The organism is Methanobrevibacter sp. DSM 116169, assembly GCF_046197865.1.
Lineage (GTDB): Archaea > Methanobacteriota > Methanobacteria > Methanobacteriales > Methanobacteriaceae > JAHKLT01.
The window spans coordinates 1,022,459-1,047,102 of the sequence record NZ_CP166990.1 but is presented as its reverse complement, the minus strand read 5'-3'; the positions used below and the strand labels follow the sequence as shown (position 1 = coordinate 1,047,102).

5 protein-coding genes are annotated in these 24,644 nt (G+C 25.2%); all 5 read left to right on the top strand.

The genetic code is table 11. The features are described from left to right. Positions 1 to 76: 76 nt before the first annotated feature. The 5 genes from ACA134_RS05025 (at position 77) to ACA134_RS05005 (ending at position 24,595) form a co-directional block, all read left to right on the top strand. Entirely contained in the window at positions 77 to 3,079 is a 3,003-nt protein-coding gene (locus tag ACA134_RS05025; protein ID WP_409201069.1) for a right-handed parallel beta-helix repeat-containing protein, read from the top strand. A gap of 509 nt (positions 3,080 to 3,588) precedes the next feature. Next, on the top strand, positions 3,589 to 13,239 hold the full coding sequence (locus ACA134_RS05020) for an Ig-like domain repeat protein (protein WP_409199332.1): 9,651 nt from the start codon (positions 3,589 to 3,591) through the stop codon (positions 13,237 to 13,239). Positions 13,240 to 13,733: 494 nt separating this feature from the next. Further along, positions 13,734 to 14,792: a transposase gene (locus ACA134_RS05015; protein WP_409199331.1), complete on the top strand. Its 1,059-nt coding sequence runs from the start codon at positions 13,734 to 13,736 to the stop codon at positions 14,790 to 14,792. A gap of 336 nt (positions 14,793 to 15,128) precedes the next feature. Beyond that, complete coding sequence (locus ACA134_RS05010) at positions 15,129 to 19,013, top strand: beta strand repeat-containing protein (protein ID WP_409199330.1); 3,885 nt, start codon at positions 15,129 to 15,131, stop codon at positions 19,011 to 19,013. Positions 19,014 to 19,864: 851 nt separating this feature from the next. Then, positions 19,865 to 24,595, top strand: a complete 4,731-nt coding sequence (locus tag ACA134_RS05005; protein ID WP_409199329.1) for a hypothetical protein — start codon at positions 19,865 to 19,867, stop codon at positions 24,593 to 24,595. Positions 24,596 to 24,644 lie beyond the last annotated feature (49 nt).

The window sequence follows — 24,644 nt, the reverse complement described above, 5'->3', positions numbered from 1 at the left end:
AATCAAGAAAACAATACAAAAAGAAAGAAAAAAAAGATAAAACAGAAAATAACAAAAAAGAAAAAGTACCCTACCAATCACAACAAATACTACATATCAAAAAACCAAAAGAAGAACAAACAACACTCCAAAAATTATTCAAAATCTAGAACCCTATAGTAATAATTATAATGGTATACATTCTGATGGGAATCCATTTATTACTAATATTATAATTGATGCTAATACTATTTTTAATAATAAACATTATGGAATTTCTATTAATGGGGGAGGTACTAGTCTTTCAATTACTAATAATGAACTATTTTCTAATATTAGAAGTATTTTTTTAAAAACTGCTAGTAATAGTATTATTGATAATAATACTTGTAAAGATCAAGTGGATGCAGGAATAGAAGTTCAAAATTCTTTAAATCTTACAATTATAAATAATGTTATCAATACTACAACAAGAAATCAAGCGATGCTTATTTATAATTCAAATAAGATTAATATTTTAAAAAATAATATTTCAAATACTTTAGGAACTGTAACTGTAACTGCTAGTGAACCTTGTTTTGCAATTATTGTACAGAATTCTGATAATTTAATTATTAAAGATAATAGAATTGAAAATAGTACAAGTAAACAAAGTTCTGCTTGGTCTGGTGGAATTTATATAACTAGTACTAAATCTATTGTAAATTATACAATTTCAAATAATTTAATTGATGGTTTATATAGGAGTTCTTCATTTGCTATAGTAGCTTATGTAAATGGTGCTTATACATTTACAAATATTACAATTAATGATAATGACATATCAAATTACTATTATGGAATTCGTTTGTATGGTTATGGCTCTTATAAATTTAATAATTCTAATGTTTATGGTAATAATGTAAGTAATGTCCGCCAAGGATTTTATTTACAATATTCATACAATTTTAATGTTTCTGATAATAATATTAGTGGTTTAGAATATGCTTCATCTTATGGAATAATTAATTTCAACTCTGATAATTTTTATATTTCAAATAATGAAGTCAGTGATTTTGAAAGAGCTATAGCTGTCCAATCTACTAATTCAGTTACAGATAATAATTTTGTTTATAATAATGTTTATGGAATATATTCTCCTGGTGTAAATGGGATAATTGAAAATAATGCTATTTTTAATAATTCTTATGGATTGTATTTACCTTCAAGTAATGGTAATATAAGTAATAATGATGTATATGGTAATTCATATGGAATATATGTAACTGGACTAAATAATACTATTACAAACAACACTTTATTTAATAATACAAGAGCTTTCCATATAGCTGGTGATGATAATGTTATTGTAGGTTCAAATATCTATAATAATACGGAAGGAATTTATTTAAATAGGGATGCTATTGTAAATTATAATCGTATTTTTTCAAATACAAATGCTTTGATTTTAGGTCCATCATCAACTTCAAATGATTTAAACTATAATTGGTGGGGTTCTAATAATATTTCTGATATTTTAGCTATTGCTGAAATTAATAGCTATTTTGTTGCTAATGCAACTGCTTTAGTTAATAATGTTTTTGTTGGTGGAAATTGGTCTATTAATTATACTTTCTATTTAAATGGAACTAAAGATAATACTGGTGTTGAAAAATTACCTGATTTTAATGCTGATTTAGTTGATAGTTTAAATAATCTTTATAATTCTCAAATAGCTAAAAATACTGATGTTATGAATGTTAAAACAAACGAATCAGTTATTGATAATTTCTTTATTGTTGTTGATAATGAAATAATTCCTTTAGGTATTTTCCAAGCAAATAAAATTCTTGATTATAATTTGAATGTTTCTACTATAGTAAATGGTTCTAATGTTACTGTTAGTGTTGTTACAGAATCTGATATTAATGGATTTGTTAACCTTACTATTGGAAATGATAACTATACTATTGAGTTAATTAATGGTAGTGGTAGTTTAACTATTACTGATTTAGATGATGGTAATTATACTGCTAATGTTACATATTTAGGTAATAATAAGTATGGTCCTATGTCTAATTCTAGTAATTTTACTATTTTTTCTAATTATATTGTTTTAACTGGTAATAATATTACTTTGGTTTATTTAGATGGTACAAGATATGTTGTTTATTTATTAGATGCTTATGGTAATCCTATTATTGGCGTTAATGTTACTATTACTATTAATGGCGTTAGTTATAATCGTACTACTAATAGTTCTGGTGCTGCTAGTTTAGCTATTAATTTAAGACCTAATAATTATACTGCGGAGACTGTTTATGGTAATTTAACTGTTAATAATTCTGTTTTTGTTAGTCCTACTATTATTGCTGAGGATTTAGAGAAATTCTATAGAAATGGAACTGAGTTTGAAGCTGTATTTATTTATGCAAATGGTAGTGCATTAGCTAATAAAAATGTTACTTTTAATATTAATGGTGTATTTTATAACCGTACAACTAATAGTGATGGTAATGTTACATTAAATATCAATTTAGATCCTGGTGTGTATATTATTACTGCTATTAATTTTAATGATGGTTTGAATATGAGTTATATTATTAAAGTGTATGCTAATCTTTTTGCTGATAATTTAACTAAATATTATCGTAATGGTAGTCAGTATCATATTACTGTTTGGGGTAATACTGGTGAACTTTTAGTAGGTGCTAATGTTACAATTAATATTAATGGTGTATTTTATAACCGTACTACTAATGCTAGTGGTATAGCTACCTTAAATATTAATTTGGATCCTGGTAATTATATTGCTACTGTAACTCATCCTAATGGTTTAAATATTTCAAATATAATTATTGTTAAATCAATTTTAAATACTACAGATATTACAATGACCTCATCTAATAGAACTACTTATGATATTTTAGTTTTAAATGATGTAGGAGATCCTGTACCTGATGTTAATGTTACAATTAATATTAATGGTGTATTTTATAATAGAACTACTAATGCTAGTGGTGTAGCTATTTTAAATATTAATTTGGATCCTGGTCATTATATTGCAACAGTTTACTATGAAGATTATGAAACATCTAATAATATTATAGTTAAGCCATAAAAATTTTTCAATTAATTTTGAAAAATTATTTTTTTTATTTTTTTTCATAGTTTTTAGATTTTGTTTAATATTTTTTTCTTAGTTTTTTTTATTTTTTTATAAAATTAGCTATGTTTAAGTTTTTTGTATATAATTTATCATTATTTTATATGTTTTTTAAAATTCTATTGTATATGAAATTTCTAGTTCTTGTATATTTTTTTCTTGAATTTTATAATTAAAAAATATATTTGACATTTTAATAATATATATTAATTTCAAAATTTATTAAATGAAATGATTTATATTTTATATTTTTAAATGATTTTTCGCATTTTTTCATTAAATTTTATTAATAAATCAACTTTTGTAATATATAATTAATATTATAAAGGAATTTCATCTAACTATTATATGCTTTTTTATTGAATTTTAAAAAAGTATTATTGATATAAAAACGTTTACATTGTTTAAAACTGTTGTGGTTGTTTAAAACAATGTTTTTATTAAGGTGTGGGAGTAAAAAAAATATGCAAAAAACGAAAGCAGATTTTTTAAAAATCTTAATTTGTTTTGTTATTTTCTTGTTATCAGTAGGTATTGTATCAGCTGATGATATGGTTGATTTAGAAAATAATGATATAATTAATGATGATTTAGATTATTCTGTAAATACAAATGATAATAAGTTTAATAATAATATAGATGAAAATCAAACAGAAAATGGTTTATCAATTGATAAAAGTTCTGTTTTATATGAAGAAACTATACAATTAAACGAAATTAAATCAGATTCTGCTTCTTTGAAAGTAGAACAAATTGTTAGTTCTGACAGTGTTAATACTGGAGACGAACTTATATATACCATTGTTATAACAAACAATGGAACAGAAGATATTACAGGCCTTTATGTTTTAGATTTCATATCAGAAGGCTTAGATTTAAATGATGTAATTGGTGCACATTGGATACACGACGGTGATAAGTTTATCTACAATGCTACCTTACTTATTGGAGAAAATACAACATTAGCATTAGTATTCGGTGTTAATGGTAAAATAACAGGTTTAACAAATAATACAATTTATGTATACAGTGAAGAAACTGGTGGAAAGGAATATACAAGTGATAATACAGAATTTAAAGATGTTGTATTAACTATTTCTAAAAGTTCTGATGTAACAAATGCAAATGTAGGAGAATATGTAACTTACACAATTACTGTTACAAATACTGGTAAAAGTACAGCAACAGGTGTTAGTGTTTATGATTTGCTTCCTACAGGATTAGATTATGTTAATCATCTTGCTGATAAATGGACTAAAGATGGAAATTATTATAATTTAGATGATGATTTAGCTGCTGGTGAATCTGTAAACTTAACAATATATTGTTTGGTAGATGGAAATGCAGTAGGAAATATAGTTAATAATGCTAATGTTACAAGTAATGAATTTACAGAAGGTGTAATCACTGATAGTAATGTTGTTGATATAACTGATGTTAATATAATAGTTATAAAAACAACTGATGTTAAATCAGCAAATATTGGTGATGAAATTACATATACGATTACTATTACAAATGATGGTTCAACATCTGCATCTGGTATTACATTAAATGAAATTATTCCTAATGGATTAGATTTTATTGGTGGATCAGGCAATGGTTGGTCTTCAACACCTGATGGTGTTTTATGGACTTATGCAAATGAACTTGCTTCTAAAGGAACTACTACTTTAACTATTACTTTTAAAGTGAATGGTAAAGCTACTGGTGAGGTAAGCAATGAAGTAAGTGTTAGTAATAATCAAACTATTGCAGATACAAGTAATTCAAGTGAAAACACAGATTTAACCAATGTTACATTAGAAATAACTAAAACTTCTGATGTAAATTCAGTAAATATTGGTGAAACTGTAACATATACAATAACTGTTAGTAATTCTGGTTCAACTGGTGCTAATGGTGTTTATATTAGAGATGTAATTCCTGATGGTTTTACTTATGATAGCCATAATGATGCTGAATGGGATTATGATGGCATTTCTCTTTGGACTTTTAATGATATTTTAGCTGGTGGTGCAGATGCTGTTTTAACATTAGTTTTAAAAGCTAATGGTGCAGTTGCTGATGAGGTATCAAATACTGCATATGCTGGAAGTGATGAAATATCTTATGAAGTAAATGCTACAAGTGATGATGTACTTATTACAACAGCTATTTTAGATGTTACAAAAGATGTTGATGTAAATACAGCTAATGTTGGTGATGAAATTACTTATACAATTACTATTACAAATAATGGTAATGGGGCTGCAAGTAATATTGTTGTTTCAGAATATGATATTATAGGATTAGAATTAATAACTCAAAGTGTAAGTGGATGGACTAAAGAAGGTAATAATTGGATTTATTCTGGTTCATTAGCTGAAGGAGATGATGTTCAACTAAAACTTATTTATAAAGTAAATGGTAAATTCACAGGATCAGTTGAAAATTATATTGATGTAACAAGTGATGAAAGTAAAGATACAAATGCTACCAGTGATTCAACTGAATTAACTAATGTTTCTTTAACTATTAGTAAGACTGTTGATGTAGACTCAGCAAAAACTGGTGATTATGTAACTTATACAATTACAGTTACAAATACTGGATCTAGTGATGCTAAAAATGTTTATATTAATGATGTATTACCTAATGGATTAACATATTCTAGTCATAATAATGATAAATGGAATCGAGTAGATAATGATAGGTGGGAATTGATTGGAGATTTAACTCCTGAAACACCAGCCACTTTAACTATTGTTTGTTTAGTTGATGGAACTTCAATAGAAAATGCAATTAATACTGCATATGCTGGAAGTTCAGAAGTATCTGATGAAGTTTCTGATTTAAGTAATTCAACTGAATTAATTGATGTTCAATTAGATATTACTAAATCTGTTGATAAATTTAAGGTTCTTTTAAATGAAACTTTAACTTACACTATAACAGTTACTAATACTGGATTATCATCCGCTAGTAATATTGTAATTACTGATTATATTCCAAAACAATTAATTATAGATTATACTGGAGATTCTTCATTATGGGATTATGATGCTGTTTTAAATACTTGGACTTATAAAGGTACATTAGCTTCTGGTCGAAATGCTACATTGACTTTAACCTTTAAAATTAATACAGATCAAGTCGGTTTAGACTTTTATGTAGAGAATAAAGTAAATATTGATGCTGATGATATTACTGAAAGTAAAAATGCTACAAGCAATCAATCATATATTTCAATTAAAACTGCACAACTTAATAAAACTTTAAATGAAGAAAAAATTAAACAAGGAGAAGAATTTTCATTTACAATATCTTTTACAAACACTGGTAATGATAATATTACTGGATTATGGGTTCAAGAATATTTCCCTAATTCTAATGACATTGAGTATTTAGGATGGAACAATCTTGGTGATAATGCTTGGAATGATGTTAGAGAAGATTATTGGACATATGAAGGATTTATTTCTCCAGGACAAACTGTTTCTTTTATTGTGAACTTTAAAGCATTAACCAAAAATGGTGGGTCTAATCTAGTTAGAGCAGGATATGAAGATTTATTTGACTCAAATCTTCAAGCAAATGCACCAGTTACTATTTCTGATGATGATTTAGTACCTGATGTTACTATTACAAAAACAGCTAATGTCACTCATGCAAAAATAGGAGATATTATTGAATATACTATAACTGTTACTAGTACTGGACAAACAGCATTAACAGAATTAGTTTTAACAGATGAAACTCCAAATGGATTAAAATTCCTAGGTTCAGATCATGGTTCATGGACAATAAATGCTACTAGTGGAAAAACTGTTTGGACATTGAATGAATTAGCTACTTCTTCTACAATCAAAGTCAGATATGAAGTAATAGGTAATGTTACTGGTAGTATTTTAAATATAGCTACTATTGCAGCTAATCTTACTTCAAATAAAACTAATGTTTCTGTTCAAATTACTAATCCTTTATTAATTAATAAAACTGTTAATGTTAGTCAAGCACAAGTTGGAGATTTAATTTCTTATATTATTGATATTCGTAATAATGGTACTACAAATGTTTCAGATATTAAAATAACTGATAATTTCCCTCCAGGTTTAAAACTTGTTGATGTTATTGCCTCTACTGATTGGACAACTCTTGATAATATTACATGGACTTTTAATAAACATTTAAATCCTAATGAAGAAAGTATTTTACAATTTATCTTTGAAGTTGATGGATCTTATCTTGGTGTTATTAATAATACTGTAACAGTATTTGATAATGAAACTGTAAATGGTACTAATGCTACTAGTGAAAATACCACTTTAACAAATGTTTCTTTAGAAGTTACTAAAAAAGTTAATCAAACTAGTGCTAATAAAGGAGATTTAATTAATTATACCATAACTGTTACTAATGTAGGAACTACAAATGCTACAGAAGTATATGTTAGAGAATATTTAAATGAATTTTTAGAATTAGATTTAGGTAAAAGTAGTTATGATGATTGGAAATATCTTGGTAATGGTGTATGGTTATTAAAAGAAAATTTAGAATCAACAAAAAATGCTTCTTTGATTTTAGTATTTAGAATAGTTGGAAATGTTCCTGTTGTTAATAATACTATTAATACAACAACTAATCAAACTCCTGAAGGCAATAATACTACTAGTGATAATACTAATGTAACTTATGTTGATTTAGAAGTTATTAAATTAGTTAATGATACTAGAGTATATATGGGAGATTCTATTACCTATACTATTACAATTACTAATATTGGAAATGGAAATGCAACTGGTGTTACTGTTTATGATTATGGTCCTGGGAATGCTGTTTTAACTTCAAATACATTTGAAGCAGGTTGGACAAAAGTTTCTAATACTAAATGGACTTATGCTCCAATTTTAGAAGTGGGTGAAAGTGTTAATTTAACTCTTGTTTATAAATTAGATGATGATTTCTTTGGAACTGTGAATAATGAAGTTAATGTAACTACTGATCAAACTCCTAATGGAACTACTAATAAAAGTAATGACACTTCAGTTGTTTTAGTAAATTTAACTATTACAAAAACTACAACAGATTATTATGTATTAAATGGAGGAACTATGGTTTATACAGTTTATATTGAAAATAGTGGTAATGATGATTTAACAAATATTGTTATATCTGATTATTTCCCTGGAGAATTATCTTGTTACTTTATTCAAGGAACAAATAATTTCGACTATTCGTCTCAAACTATTGGTTCACATCCATACAGTGGTTATATTATACGTATTCCTTTATTAAAATCTGGTCAAAATGGAACATTTACTTTTCATATGATTGTTAATGCAAATTTTGTAGGAAATAATAATACTAAAATTATTAATAATACTTTAAATATAATTCATGATGAAGTTTCTGAAGAATATAATGTAACTAGTATAAATACAACCATATATAAAGAATTTTTTAACATTACAAAAACGGTTAATGCAACAAATGCTACAATTGGAGATTTAATTAAATATAATATTACTATTACTAATTTAGGCCCAGAATATCTTGGATATTCACAAGCAGTATATGATATTATTCATTCTGGATTAACTTTTGATAGCTGTAGCTGGGATAGTTGGCGTAGCGTTGGGAATTCATATACCTTTTATTATAATTATGGAATGTCTCCTGGAGAATCTATAAGTCTCATAGTTGTTTTCAGAGTTAATGGTAACTATTTTGGAAATATTACTAATACTGCAACATGGCAAGAAAAAAATGATACAACAAATAATACTCTCCTTTATGGTGTTAATTTAACTACTAGTAAAAAAGTTAATGCTACTAATGCTAAAGAAGGAGATACAATCCATTATAATATTACTATTACTAATAATGGTAATATAAATGCTACAAATGTAATTGTTAAAGATTATATTCCTGAAGGTTTAGATAGAAAAACTGATAATTATGGTCTTTGGAATTATAATAATGATGGAACTTGGACTTATCTTGGAAATATAACTCCAGGGCAAACTGTTCTTTTACAATTAGAATTTTTAGTTAATGGTAAAACATCAGGTATTTTAAATAATACTGTAAATGTAACTACTACTGAAACTCCTAATGGAACTAATACTACAAGTGATAATACTTTCATTGAAAATGTTACATTGGATGTTATAAAAACTACTACAACTAAGGTAGCTGCTGTTGGAGATGTTATTGAATATACTATAACTGTTACTAATATTGGTTCTACTGATGCACATAATGTTAAAATTATAGAATACTTCCCAGAAGGTTTAGATTTCATTAATGATGATCATTGGATTGCTCAAGGTTGGATTTTTAATGGCATTGATACATTCACATATGGTGATTTATCTGCATATGATGGAATAGCTACTTTAGTTTTAAAATTCACTGTTAATGGTAAACAAACAGGTTCTATAAATAACACTGTTAATACTACAAGTGATGAAACTCCTGAAGGTAAAAATGCTACAAGTGAGAACACTATTTTAACTAATGTATCTTTTGATATTACTAAAATAGCTAATGTTACAACAGCTAATGTTGGCGAATTAGTTAGTTATAATATCACTATTACTAATACTGGTTCTCAAGAAGCTACTTTAATTAGAGTTTCTGATTCTTTACCTGATGGTTTAAAACTTCAAACTGATTTAATGAATAATCCTAATTGGCAACGTGTTGGAGATACTAATGTATGGGAATATATTGGTACTTTAAAACAAGGGGAATCTGCTTCTTTAATTTTAATATTTAAAGTAGTTGGTAATGTTACTACTAATGTTACTAATATAGCTACAGTTAAAAGTAATGAAACTCCTAATGGTAAAAATGATTCTGAGGATGTCAATTTAACCAGTGTTGTTTTAGAAATTAATAAAACTGTTAATATGACTGAAGCTCGTCTTAATGATTTGATTTCATATACTGTTAATATTAAAAATACTGGTAATTCTTCTGCAACTAATGTTACTATTATTGAATATGTTCCTAATGGTTTAACATTTGTTGAAGTTGCTGATGATGATTATTGGAGTGATAATCAAGATGGAACTTGGACATATACTAGATCACTTGCTAAAGATGAAATCATTAATTTAACTTTAATATTTAAAGTAACTAGTTTAGTTGAAGAAGATATTAATAATACTGTAAATATTACTTCAGATCAGACTCCTGATGGTAATAATACTACAAGTGAAAATACTTCTATTAAAACTGTAACTTTATCATATGCTAAAGAAGTTAATGTAACTGAAGCTGTAATTGGTGATTATATTGAATATAAAGTTTATGTTAAAAACATTGGTTCTATAACTGCTAGTAATATTGTTATTATGGAATATCTTCCTGAAGGTTTAGATTTAATTAATCATACTGTTCATGGTTGGAATGTTGAATTTGATGATGTTGCAACTTGGACTTATAGAGGATCTTTACGTTCTAATCAAACAATCGTTTTAACTTTAGTTTTCCGTGTAAATGGAGATGTTATTGGAAATATCAATAATACAGTAAATGTAACTACTCAACAAACTCCTGAAGGTAATAATACTACAAGTGAAAACACTACAATTACTGGTGAATACTTAAATGTAAGTAAAAAAGTTAATACTAGTTCAGCAGTATTTGGTGATTTAATAGCTTACAATATTACTATTAAAAACACTGGTAATGCAAATTCAACTAATATAACTTTAAAAGATTATTTCCCGACTGGTTTAACTTATTTAGACTATTTAGGTGATGAATGGATAGATAATGAAGATGGGTCTTGGACATTTAATGGAACATTAGCTATTAATCAAAGCACAACTTTAATTGTTTACTTTAAAGTAAATGATGAAAAGGTTGGAATTATTAATAATACAGTAAATGTTACCACTAATCAAACTCCAGATGGTAGAAACACTACAAGTGATAATACTACAATTTATGGAGTTATTATTAATACTACAAAATCTGTAAATACTACTACAGCTCGTTTTGGAGATTATATTAGTTATAATATTACTATTACTAATTTAGGAAATATTGATGCAACTAATATTACTATTGAAGATTTCTTCCCAGAAGGTCTTACATTAAATGAAACTAATTATCTTAATTGGACTCATATTGCTGGATCTAGTATTTGGAAATATGATGGAAACTTATCTGCAGGTGAAAGTGTTAGTTTAATTTTAGTATTCTTAGTTAATGGTGAAAAACAAGGTATTGTTAATAATACTGTAAATGTCACTACAACTGAGACTCCTAATGGAACTAATACTACAAGTAATGATACTAATATTTTAAATGTTAATTTAACTATTACTAAAACTCCTGGAGCTAATTCTGTTAATATTGGAGAAATTATAAACTATACAATAGTTATTACTAATATTGGTAATGATAATGCTACTAATGTTACTGTAATTGATTATATTCCAAACACTTTAGATTGTGTTGGATTTGTTGGTGATTGGACTTATAATAATCTTACAGGTACTTGGATTTATAATAATGTTTTAAATGCTGGTGAAACTGTTGAGTTAATTTTAATATTTAGAGTAAATACTAATGCAACTACCTTTATCAATAATACTGTTAATGTTACAAGTAATCAAACTCCTGATGGTAAAAATGCATCTAGTAATAATACTACAATTACAAATGTTAGCTTAGCTATTATTAAAAATACTAATGTTACAAAAGTTAATGTTAATGAAATGATTAACTATACTGTTACTGTTACAAATGTAGGTACAAGTATTGCAAATACTGTTACTATATTTGATCATATTCCTGCAGGCTTAACTTATGTTAGCTATTTAGGTGATGAATGGGATTATAATAATGCTACTGGTATTTGGACTTATAATGGATCTTTAGGTATTAATGAAAGTGTTAGTATTGTTTTATTCTTTAGAGTTAATGCTAATGCAACAGGATTCTTAAATAATAGTGTTACTATTAAAACTAATGAAACTCCTGGTGGTCATACTAATACTAGTGATGATATTAATATTACTGGTGTTATCTTTGACATTACTAAAATTCCAAGTTTAGAAGCAGTTAAAATCGGCGATATGATCAATTACACAATATCTATTTATAATATTGGTTTTGATGATGCAACCGAAGTTGTTTTAACTGATTTCATACCTGAAGGATTAACTTATGTGGACTTTGTTGGTGATAATTGGACTTACAATAAAACTACTGGTAAATGGTATTATGCAAATACATTATATGTTGGAGAAATGATTGAAATTGTATTATTCTTCACTGTTAATTCTAATGCATCTGGTGTGTTAAATAATACTGTAAATGTAGCAAGTAATGAAACTCCAACTGGATCAAATGCAACTAGTAATAATACTAATGTAAGTAAAATTGAAACTATTACAACAGTAAATAATGTTACTGGTAAACCTGGTGATAATGTAACTATTAATGGAACAGTTACAGATGAATTTGACAATCCATTAAATGGTACTGTAATTATTACTTTACCTGATGGTTCAAATGTTACTGTTAATGTTACTGATGGTGAATATAGTTATAATTGGACTATTCCTGATGATTTTAAACCTGGAACTTATGATGTTGAAGTAGTATTTAATGGTGATGATACTTATGAATCATCTGATGCTACTGGTATTGCTGATGTTCTTAAATTATCTACTGTCACTACTGTTAGTGATGCAGAAGGTAAACCAGGTGAAATTGTATTAATTACTGGAACTGTTCATGATGAGCGAGGTAATCCATTAACTGGTAATGTTAGTTTAATTTTACCTGATGGAACTGTAGTTATTGTTGAGGTTATTGATGGTGTATTTGAATATCTTTGGATGATTCCTAAATCATTTAAAGCTGGTAGCTATCCTGTATTTGCAGAATTTATTGGAGATGATTTCTACTTATCTTCTAATGCTACTGGTACTATAACTGTAATAGTCGATCCAACACCTGGACCAACACCTGGACCTAGTCCAAAACCTACAGATGGTGAAAACTTAATTGATGAAGGTAATATGCAAAAAACTGGAAATCCTATAGCTATTTTATTATTAGTTTTGATTTCTGCTTTAGTTTTATTACCTTTAAAAAGAAGATTTTAATTAATCTTCTTATTTTTTCTTTTTTAAATTACTTAGTGTGGGATAGGCTGAATCATTTTTATAATTTTTGTCTTTGAATTTTTTTAAATGAAAAAATTCTTATTTTATGTTTAATGTTAATATGATAAGTTGTTGTTTAATTAACTGATTTTTTATTTTAATTAATAGTAATTTTTATTAAATTTTCTTAGTTTTAAAAAGAATTTGTTTTATTATGTGAAATTTATTTATTTGTTTTTAAAATGAATTTAAATGATTAAATTTAGTTTTTTTAATTAAAAACAATCTTGTTGTGTTTTTTCATATAAATGTTTTAGCCATCTATTTTTTTAATTAAAATTAAATGATTTTGTGTTCTTATTTTTATCAGTATTTATGTATTTTCTGTTTGTATTTTAAAAATACATTTTTATAATTTTTTAAAATTAGTTTAAAGGGTTGTTCAGTCCATAATTATATATAAGATGAGTTACAAAGTATAATTGGCGATTATAATGAAACATCACCTTAATTATGTAAAGAACGACCCAAATTATATTTTATTAGATAAAATATTTAAAATTATCGATTGCACAAATAGTCAGAAAATAATGGCTTCATATGGTATTAAAAACATTAATTTGTTCATTTTATGTTTAAAAATTATTTTTACAGGTTTATTTTTTGATTTAGATATTAATTTCATTGTTAATGATTTAAATAATAGTTTAGAACTCAGACAATTCTTTAATATTAGTAGTGTTCCTAAAACAAGTCAGATTTATAACTTTTTTGGAAAAATTTCTGAGGATCAAATTCTTGAAATTACAAATAGGATATTAAAAACATTTAAATTACATCGTAGAAATAGAAAAATGACTTATATTATTGATGCAACTCCCGTAGACTTAAATTTTAATGTTAAAAGAAAAAAAAGAAGTAAAGAACATTTAAAATCACTTGATCTGAAATGGAGTTATTCAAGCTCGCAAGGTTTTTATATTGGATTTAAAGCAACAGTAGTGATAGAATATGAATCTGCAATACCTGTTGCTATTTTAATACATTCTGGAGCAAAACACGATACAAAAATATTTGATGAAATATTACAAGAACTAAAAAGAAGACGTTTATTAAAAAAAGAAGATACAATAATATTTGATAAAGGATATTACAGCTACAATAATTATATTCATGGAATTGCAAAGTACAACATTGTCCCTTTCATTTTTCCAAAAGGAAACATTAAAATAGAAAAATTAGAAGGGTTATTATCCTATCCATTAGACATCTATTCAAAAAATAAAGACACAAAAAAGCTCAAAAAGTCTTACAAAAACAATGCCAAAAAATTAATCCAATTAATCAAAAAATGGAAACAATATAAACCAATAAGAGGAAAAATCGAAGATTTTTTTAAATTATGCAAACAAGGATTACATTTAAAGAAAATAAACAAATATACACCAAAATCAGTGAAAAAAATCACAATCTTAGGAGTATTTTTAGCAGGACTAATTACAACAATCGGTTATAACAAAAAAACAGACCTACAAACTCTTTCAGAATCATAAAAAAAATAGACCCCTAAAATGTTTATTAATTAAAAATTTTCCTATATTTTTTATAATTTTAAACTTAATATGAATAATTTTGTTTTATTTTGAAAAATCGTTAATGATATATAATTAAAAGTATATAATATTTTATATTAGTGGTTGAAAATTAAAATTATATTTAATTTAAAAATAATTTCAAGTGAAAATTATTTTTTTAAGTATATAATAAAATTTTTTTAATTATATAAATAATTAAATATGATTCTTTCTTTAATAGATGTGTTTTAAATCAACTATTAATAGATTTTTTAAAAAAAATGTGGTTTAAAATTTTAATATGGGAGAATTAATATGATTAATAAAACGAGAAGATTAATTACTATTGCATTAATTATTAGTGTTTTATTATTATCTCTATCGATTATTTCTGCAGAGGAGATAATCAATGATGATAATGTAATAGATAATGATATAAATCTTCAAAATAATTTAATAGAAGAAATTTCTCAAGAAGCAAACACTAAAAATTCAGTGCAAAATGCCTCTGGAAATTTTTCTAACTTACAAAAAGCTATTAATGATGCAGGAGAAAATGGTACTGTTAATTTAGAAGGTAATATTACTCTTGCAAATGGTGAAGAAACAACATTTCTTAATGGTGTTGAAATTAATTGGAATAATATTACTATTTTAGGTAATGGATATACAATAGATGGAAAAAATTTAGTTAGAATATTTACAATAGAATCAGATAATGTAACAATTAAAAATTTAACATTAATTAATGGAATTAATGAAAACTGGGGCCATGGTGGTGCAATTTATAGTAATGGTGACTATTTACAATTAATCAACATGACTTTTATTGGTAATGTTGCTATTTCTGGTGGAGCATTAGGTCTTTTTGGAAATTATGGGAGAATTGTAGATTCAAAATTTTATTATAATAATGCATATATGGATTATTATGTTGAGATGTATGGTTCTGGCGGAGCTATTTTTAATAATGGGAACAATTTAGAAATTATAAACTCAATATTAATGTATAATAATGCATCAGAAGGTGGAGCTATTTATAATGAAGGTCACAACATTTCAATATATAATACAACCCTCTCTTATAATAATGTATCAAAAATAGGTGCATCAAATAGAGGTGGAGCTATTTTTAATATAGGTAATGCTGTGACAATCAGTGATTCAATTTTAAATAATAATGAAGCAGGTGATGGTGGGGCTATTTTTAATTATGGTGGTAATGATATTAGTAATAATCCTGGAAATAATTTTACAATTGATGGAAATACTATTATAGCTAATAATATTGCACATGGCGATGGTGGTGGAATTTATAATCATCATGGAAATAATTTTTTAATATATGGAAACAATTTAATAAATAACAATAGTGCTGTAAATGGTGGTGGAATTTATGTCTATCTTTATTTCGGTCCTCAGCAAAATAGAATGGCTTCAAGTAGAATAGAAGTTATTAATAACTCTTTTACAATATTTGGTAATAATACGATATCTGAAAATACAGCTTTAGAAAATGGTGGAGGAATATATTTTTCTTCTTCTATATATGATGGTTATAATTATACTTTTTTAATGAGTGGAAATAATACAATTACTTTAAACAAAGCAGAAAATGGTGGAGGAATATATTATATTAATAATGTAAGAGAAAATGGAATTTTAAATTTAACTATAACTGGAAGTAATAATATATCTAAAAACAATGCTTCTTATGGTGGAGGAGCTTTATATTATTCTTATGAAAATAATAGAGATGGAATTATAAATGTTTTAATTAATGGTTCAAATAATATTGATTATAATAATGCATATGATTTTGCTGGTGGAATTTATAATAATGGTTATAGGAATATTTTAATTAATGGTTCAAATAGTATTAGCTATAATAATGCATCAGAAGGTGGTGCAATTATTAATGATGGAGGTTTTATTTTCATTATTGGGTCTAATACAATTAATAATAATTTTGCTGATTACGGTGGTGCAATTATTAATGGCTATGGTATGATGTTTTTAAATGGAACAACTTTAAATAATAATATTGCTAATAATTTAGGTGGTGCAATAGCTAATTATGGATTTGAAGGAAATACTCCAGGAATCTTCTCACGGATGGTTATTATTAATTCTACATTTATAAATAATAATGCAATTAATGGTTCAGCTATTTATAATAGCCCAGAATCACTGATAGTTATTCTTAATTCTTCCTTTAATGGATCTTCTTATTTAATATTTAATGATGAAGAGTATGATGAGCATTATGGAGCATATAATGGATATTTATATTTAAAAAACAATACAATGAGGTCTGATTCAGTTGAAAAGATCTATAATTTAGGTTTTATTTTATCAGAAACTCATGCTATCTTTTTAGATAATGCAACTAGAATTGTTGAAGTGGGATCTGTTGTTAAAATCTATGGTCAAATTACTGATGATAATGGAAATATTATTGTAGGTCAAAATCTTACATTTAATTTAACTGGTCCAAATGGAGTTAATATAATTGCTGATATTTCAGATTTTGAAAATGGCCATTATTATTTAGGTCAATCACTTATTATTGGGGATGTAGGTCAATATAAAGTTGAAGGATACTATGATTGGGCAGATTTAGATTATCAATATAACGATTATGGTATTTTAAATTCTGTTGAATATTTATTAAATATTTCTAAAAGCACTGATGTAGATTCTGTTAATATTGGAGAGTTAATTTATTATAATGTTACTATAACTAATGATGGTAGTGAAAATGCAACTAATGTTACAGTTCGTGAATATTTACCTAATAGCTTAAGTTATTATAATTATATTGGTGATAACTGGAATTATAATAATCTTACTGGTTTATGGACTTATGCTCTTAATTTAGCTCCTGGTGAGACAATTATTTTAACTTTAATTTTCATAGTTAATGAAAATGCTCTAAATTCAATAAATAATACTGTAAATATTACTAGTGATCAGTATCCATTTGGTAGAAATGCTACAAGTAATAATACTAATCTTACTTTTGTAAATTTACAAATTAATAAAACAACTAATGTTAAAATTGCTAATGTTGGAGATATTATTAGTTATACAATTTCAATCGCTAATAATGGCTTAGATAATGCAACTGGTGTAGTTTTATCTGATTATATTCCTGATGGATTAACTTATGTTGGCTTTGAAGGTAGTGGATGGAATTATACTAATGGTATATGGTATTATAATAATACTTTAGCTACTGGAGATATAGCTGAAATAACATTATTCTTCTTAATTACTTCTCAAGCTAATAGAGTATTTAATAATACTGCAAATATAGCTAGTAATGAAACACCAAGAGGTAAAAATGCTACAAGTAATAATACTAATGTTACTTTTGTTGAGTTAGAAGCTTCAAAAACAACTGAGTCTAAAATAGTTACTATTGGTGAATTGATTGAATATCTTATTACAATTACTAATATTGGTTTAGATGATGCTACAAATATTATTGTAACTGATTATATTCCTGAAGGATTAACTTATGTTGATTTTGATGGTGATGGATGGAGTTATACTAATGGTAAATGGATTTATAATGGAACTTTATCTGGTAATGATACAGTTATTTTAACTTTAATTTTTAAAGTTAATGAAAAAGCATTTAATAAAACCTTTAATAATACTGTAAATATAGCTAGCAATGAAATTCCTAATGGTATAAATGTTACAAGTAATAATACAGATGTTACTAGTGTTGATACTAAAATAACTGTGAATGATGTTACTGGTAAACCTGGTGAAGAAGTTATAATTATTGGAACTTTAGTTACAGACAATGGAGATTATATTAATGGTGAAGTTATTTTAACATTGCCTGATGGATCAAAAGTTACTGTTGATGTAATTAATGGGGAATTTGAATATCCTTGGACTATTCCTGAAGATTTTAAAGAAGGAACTTATTCTATCTTTGCAGAATTTTTAGGAAATGAATTATATAATCCATCTAATGGAACTGGTGTTTTAACTGTAATAGTTGATCCTACTCCAGGCCCTACCCCTGGACCTACTCCTAGTCCAATTAATAATGATAAGGATATTGTTGATGCAAAAACATTAAACACAAGTAATATGCAAAAAACAGCTAATCCTATAGCTATTTTAATTTTAGCTTTAATCATTAGCTTAATCATATTACCATTAAAAAGAAGATTTTAATTAATCTTCTTATTTTTTCTTTTTTTAAATTAGTGTGGATAGCTTGAATCATTTTTATAATTTTTGTCTTTGAATTTTTTTAAATGAAAAATTTCTTAATTTATTTTTAATGTTAATATGATGAGTTATTGTTTAATGAACTGATTTTTTATTTTAATTAATAGTAATTTATATTAATTTTTTCATTATTATATTGTATGTATTAAAACGAACTGTTCATAAACTATAAACTTTATATATGATGAGGATTATAATAATATTAAGTTTAAAATCTTTTAATAAATAAATTAAAAGGAGTCTTTTAAAATGATTATTAATAAAGCAAAAATCAACTTTGTAACATTTTTTGTAATAGGATTAATTTCAATGGCAATACCTTATGTGTAAATAATAGCTATTAATCCATATATTAGAATTTTGACTATTTATCCCCATACTTATAAAAGGTAAATCTATTATTTACCTTTTAAATAACTTTTTTTTAAATTATTAGCTATTTTTTAACTAAATCATGATTTATTTTGTTTATAATTAATTCATAAAATAATGAAAATTAAATAAATAAATTTAATTTTATTGAATTTAATTAGTTTTTTTTAAGTTTAACCTAATTTTAAATCATAAAAATTATATATTATTAAAACTAAATACTTTTCCATATAAAGAAAATTGTATTTGTATTGGAATTATTTCTATAATGAAAATAGTTTTCTTGTAACTGTATATTAAAAAAATCTTTAATAATTACAGTATCTAAATATAATTTCTTCATTGGGGGTGTAATTAAATAATTATTAAGTTTTTAATTAAAAAATCGTGGTTGAATAATTAAAATTTTAATGGGGGATTTTATGATTAATAAAAAAAGATTTTTATCTTTATTTATAATTATATTGTTATTTTCAATATCGTCTATTTCTGCAGAAGAAATTGATTCAATTGATATAGAAAACAATGAATATATTGATGATGTTGATGAAATAAATGAAAATAGTGAAACATTTGACAGTGCCATTGTAGGGGAAGGTAATTTTAGCTTATTACATCGTGTTATTGTTCATGTGGGAGATAATGGTGTAATATATATGGAGGGTAATATTACTCTTGATGATGGTGAGGAAAGTACTTATTATAATGGACTTGAAATTCAATTTGATAATCTTACAATAATTGGTAATGGACATACAATTAATGGATTAGAAAAGGTTAGAATATTTCATATAACTGGAAATAATGTAACTCTTATAAATTTAACTTTAACTAATGGTTTTACACCATATATTGAGGACTATGATTATAGTGGTGGAGCTATTTTTAATGAAGGAGATTATTTACAGTTAATTTATACTACTTTAACTTATAATTCTGCATATTATGGTGGAGCTATTTTTAATACAGGTAATAATGTAATAATTAATAATTCAAAATTTAATGATAATAAAGCATATGATGGTGGTGCAATATATAATTTAGGTGGTACTACTATTGGAAATAATAATGGAAATAATTTTACAATCTGTGAAAATACTAATATAAGTTTTAACACTGCAAAAAGAAATGGTGGAGGAATTTATAATTATAATGGCAATAATTTTTTAATATATAAAAATAATGTAATAGTTGAAAATTTAGCTGAGGCAAATGGTGGAGGAATTTATAATGGATTTGCTACACAACAAGATCAATACTTTTTTAGTTTTTCTACCAACATAAATACAGAAAATAATGCTTTAACAATTTATGATAATAATGTTATATCAAACAATATAGCTTATGAAGATGGTGGAGGAATATATTTAGACTCTCGTGTAACTGAAAGTGATAAAAAATATAATGTTTTAATAAGTAAAAATAATGAAATCAGTTTTAATTCTGCATCTAATGGTGCAGGAATTTATTCTACAATAAATCTTTATAGAGCTTCTTTTAATTTAACAATTGATAATGGTAATAATATATCTAATAATAATGCTAGTGATAATGGTGGGGGAATTTATTTCCAGTATTCTGCTTATGAAGATATAACAGACTTTAATATAAAAATTAGCAATAATAATATAATTAATTCAAATAATGCAAGTTATGGTGGAGGATTATATTTTACTGGAACTATATCTCAAAATTCAAATTTAAATATATCAATTATAAATGGTAATGATTTATCTGATAATAATGCTTTTGATGGCGGTGCAATATATTATAATTATGAATCAAGTAATGATGAAGGATATATTAATTATTTAATTAGCAATTCTAATAGCTTTAATAATAATTATGCAGAAAATAATGGTGGAGCTATTTATAATAATATTAGAAGTTATGGGGACTATTTACTAATTGATTATTTAATTAATGGTTCTAATGTTTTCACTAATAATATTGCTGATGAGAATGGTGGAGCTATTTATAATAATATAGATTATGAATTTGTGAATTTTTTAATTAATGGAACTAATTTATTTAGTGAAAATTTTGCTAATAATGGTGGAGCTATTTATAATTTTTATAGTGATATTGAAATAATTAATGGAATTTTTGAAAGTAATAATGCATTTGAAAATGGTGGAGCTATTTATAATGATTATGGAGATGTAGGTTTAATTGATGTAAACTTTAATGATAATTTCGCTTTAAATGGTGGAGCTATTTATAATTTAGGATATTATGATCGTTATGATGATGATTATCTTGGAAAAATATTCATCTTAAATTCTAATTTCACTAATAATATTGCTGATGAGAATGGTGGAGCTATTTTTAATAATGGATTTATGGAAATAGATAATATCTTATTTGAAGATAATTTAGCTAATTTAAATGGTGGAGCTATTTATAATAATGGCTTTGAAGATCAATATAATGATCATTACAGTGAATTGTATATTTATGAATCTAAATTTTTAAATAATAATGCAATTAATGGTTCAGCTATTTATAATAATGATTTTTGTGATCTTTTAATATATGATTCAATTTTTAATGGAACATCTTATTTAATTTATAATAATGGTAATAATGATACTGGTGATTATGCTTGGTTATATTTAGAAAATAATACAATGAGTTCTGATTCAGTTGCAAAAATATATAATTTAGGTTTAATTGAATCTGAAACTCATGTTATTATGATAAATAATAGGACTAAAATTGTTGAATTAGGTTCTGAAAATAAGATTTATGGACAAATTACAGATGATAATGGTAATATAATTGTTGGTCAAGGACTTGAAATTTGGATAGAAAATCCTAATGGATCTAATTATAATTATGACTTTGTAACTGATTTTATTGATGGTTATTATTATGCAGAAAACCTATTTATACCATCTGAAGAAGGAGCATATATTATTGATGGAATATATTTTGGATCTAATAGTAATTATCAAATTAATGATTTTGCTATTTTAAATTCAGTAGAATATAAATTAAATATTTCTAAAGAAGTTAATACTGAACTTGTAAATATTGGTGATTATATTACTTATAATGTTACCATTACTAATGATGGTGTTGAAAATGCTACTAATATTACAGTTTATGATTATTATACTGATGATTTGATTTTTGTTAATATTTTAGAAGATTATTGGGTAGAAACTTCTAAAGGTGTATTTGTTTATTATGGTACTTTAGAACCTGGTGAGACTATTTTTTTAACTTTGATTTTTAAAGTTAGTGAAACTGCAAATCCTGTAATAAATAACACTGTAAATGTTACAAGTAAACAATTCCCATTTGGTAGGAATGCTACAAGTAATAATACTAATGTTACATATGTTGATTTAGAAATTACAAAATCAACTGATATTAAATCTGTTAATATTGGAGATACTATTAGTTATACAATAATTGTTTCTAATGTTGGTAGTGATAATGCTACTGGTGTTGTTATAACTGATTATATTCCTGAAGGTTTAACTTATATTGGTTTTGAAGGATTTGGTTGGAAATATGATATTGATATTAAAAATTGGTATTATAATGATACATTAGCTAGTGGTGAATCTACAGAATTAGTTTTAAAATTTATAGTAAATAGAAATGCTACAAGACTTTTAAATAATACTGCAAATGTTGCTAGTAATGAATCAAAAACTGGTAAAAATGTTACAAGCAATAATACAAATGTTACATTTGTAGAATTTAATATAACTAAAATCACTGATTCTAAAGTTGTAAATATTGGTGAATATATTAATTATACAATTTTTATTACAAATATTGGATTAGATAATGCTACTAGTATAATTTTAACTGAATATATTCCAAAAGGCCTGACACTTGTTTACTTTGATGGTAGAGGTTGGACATATGATCTTGACACTTTAAAATGGTATTATAATGATACATTAGCTAGTGGTGAAAGTGTTAATATTACTTTATTCTTCTTAGTTAATGGCAATGCTACAAGATTTTTAAATAATACTGTAAATGTTGCTAGTAATGAATCAAAAACTGGTAAAAATGCTACAAGTAATAATACAAACATTACTTTTGTAGAATTTAATATTACTAAAATTACAACAAGTGAAAATGTTAAAGTAGGAGATTCAATTAATTATACAATTTCAATAACTAATATTGGGTCTGATAATGCAACTGGTGTGATTTTATCTGATTATATTCCTAATGGATTAATTTATGTTGATTTTGAAGGGTCAGATTGGTCTTATAATAATATTACTGGTAAATGGTATTATAATGGAACATTAGCTATAGGTGATACAACTGAAATAATATTATTATTTACTATAAATAATAAAGCTAGTCCTATTTTAAATAATACTGTTAATGTTGCAAGTTATGAGAGACCTACTGGTCAAGAAGCTACAAGTAATAATGTAAATGTAACTGGTATTAAAACTGAAATTACAGTTGAAAATGTCACTGGTAAACCTGGTGAGACTGTAACCATTGAAGGTACTGTAACAAATGAAAATGGTGATCTTATTAATGGTAAAGTTACAATCACATTACCAGATGGAACTGAAGTTATAACTGACTTAATTGATGGAGAATATTCTTATAATTGGACTATTCCTGAAGATATGGCTCCTGGAGAAAAAGATTTCAAAGTTGAATTTAAAGGTGATGATAACTATGAACCATCTGATGTTAATGGTATTGCAACAATTGAAAAACTTGAAACAACTATTATATTAGATGATGTTAGTGGTAAACCTGGTGAAACTGTTCCTATTACTGGTCAAGTTATTGATGAGAATGGTAATCCTGTAAAGGAAGGTAAAATAACTTTAACTTTACCTGATGGATCTCAAGTTACAGTTGATGTGATTGATGGTACTTTCATCTATTATTGGACAATACCTAAAGACTTTAAAAAAGGCGATTATTATATTTATGCTGAATTTAGCAGTGATTTATATGAACCTTCAAATGCTACAGGTATTTTAAGTGTTATTTCAGATCCTACACCAGGACCAACACCTACTCCAGTAGATGATGATACAGATAGTGAAATTTTAATTGATGAAACACTAGATAAAACAGGAAATCCAATAGCTATTTTAATTTTAGCTTTAATTTTCTGTTTAATCCTACCTTTAAAAAGAAGATTTTAATTAATCTTCTTCTTTTTTTATTTTTAATCAATTTTTTAAGATATTTTTA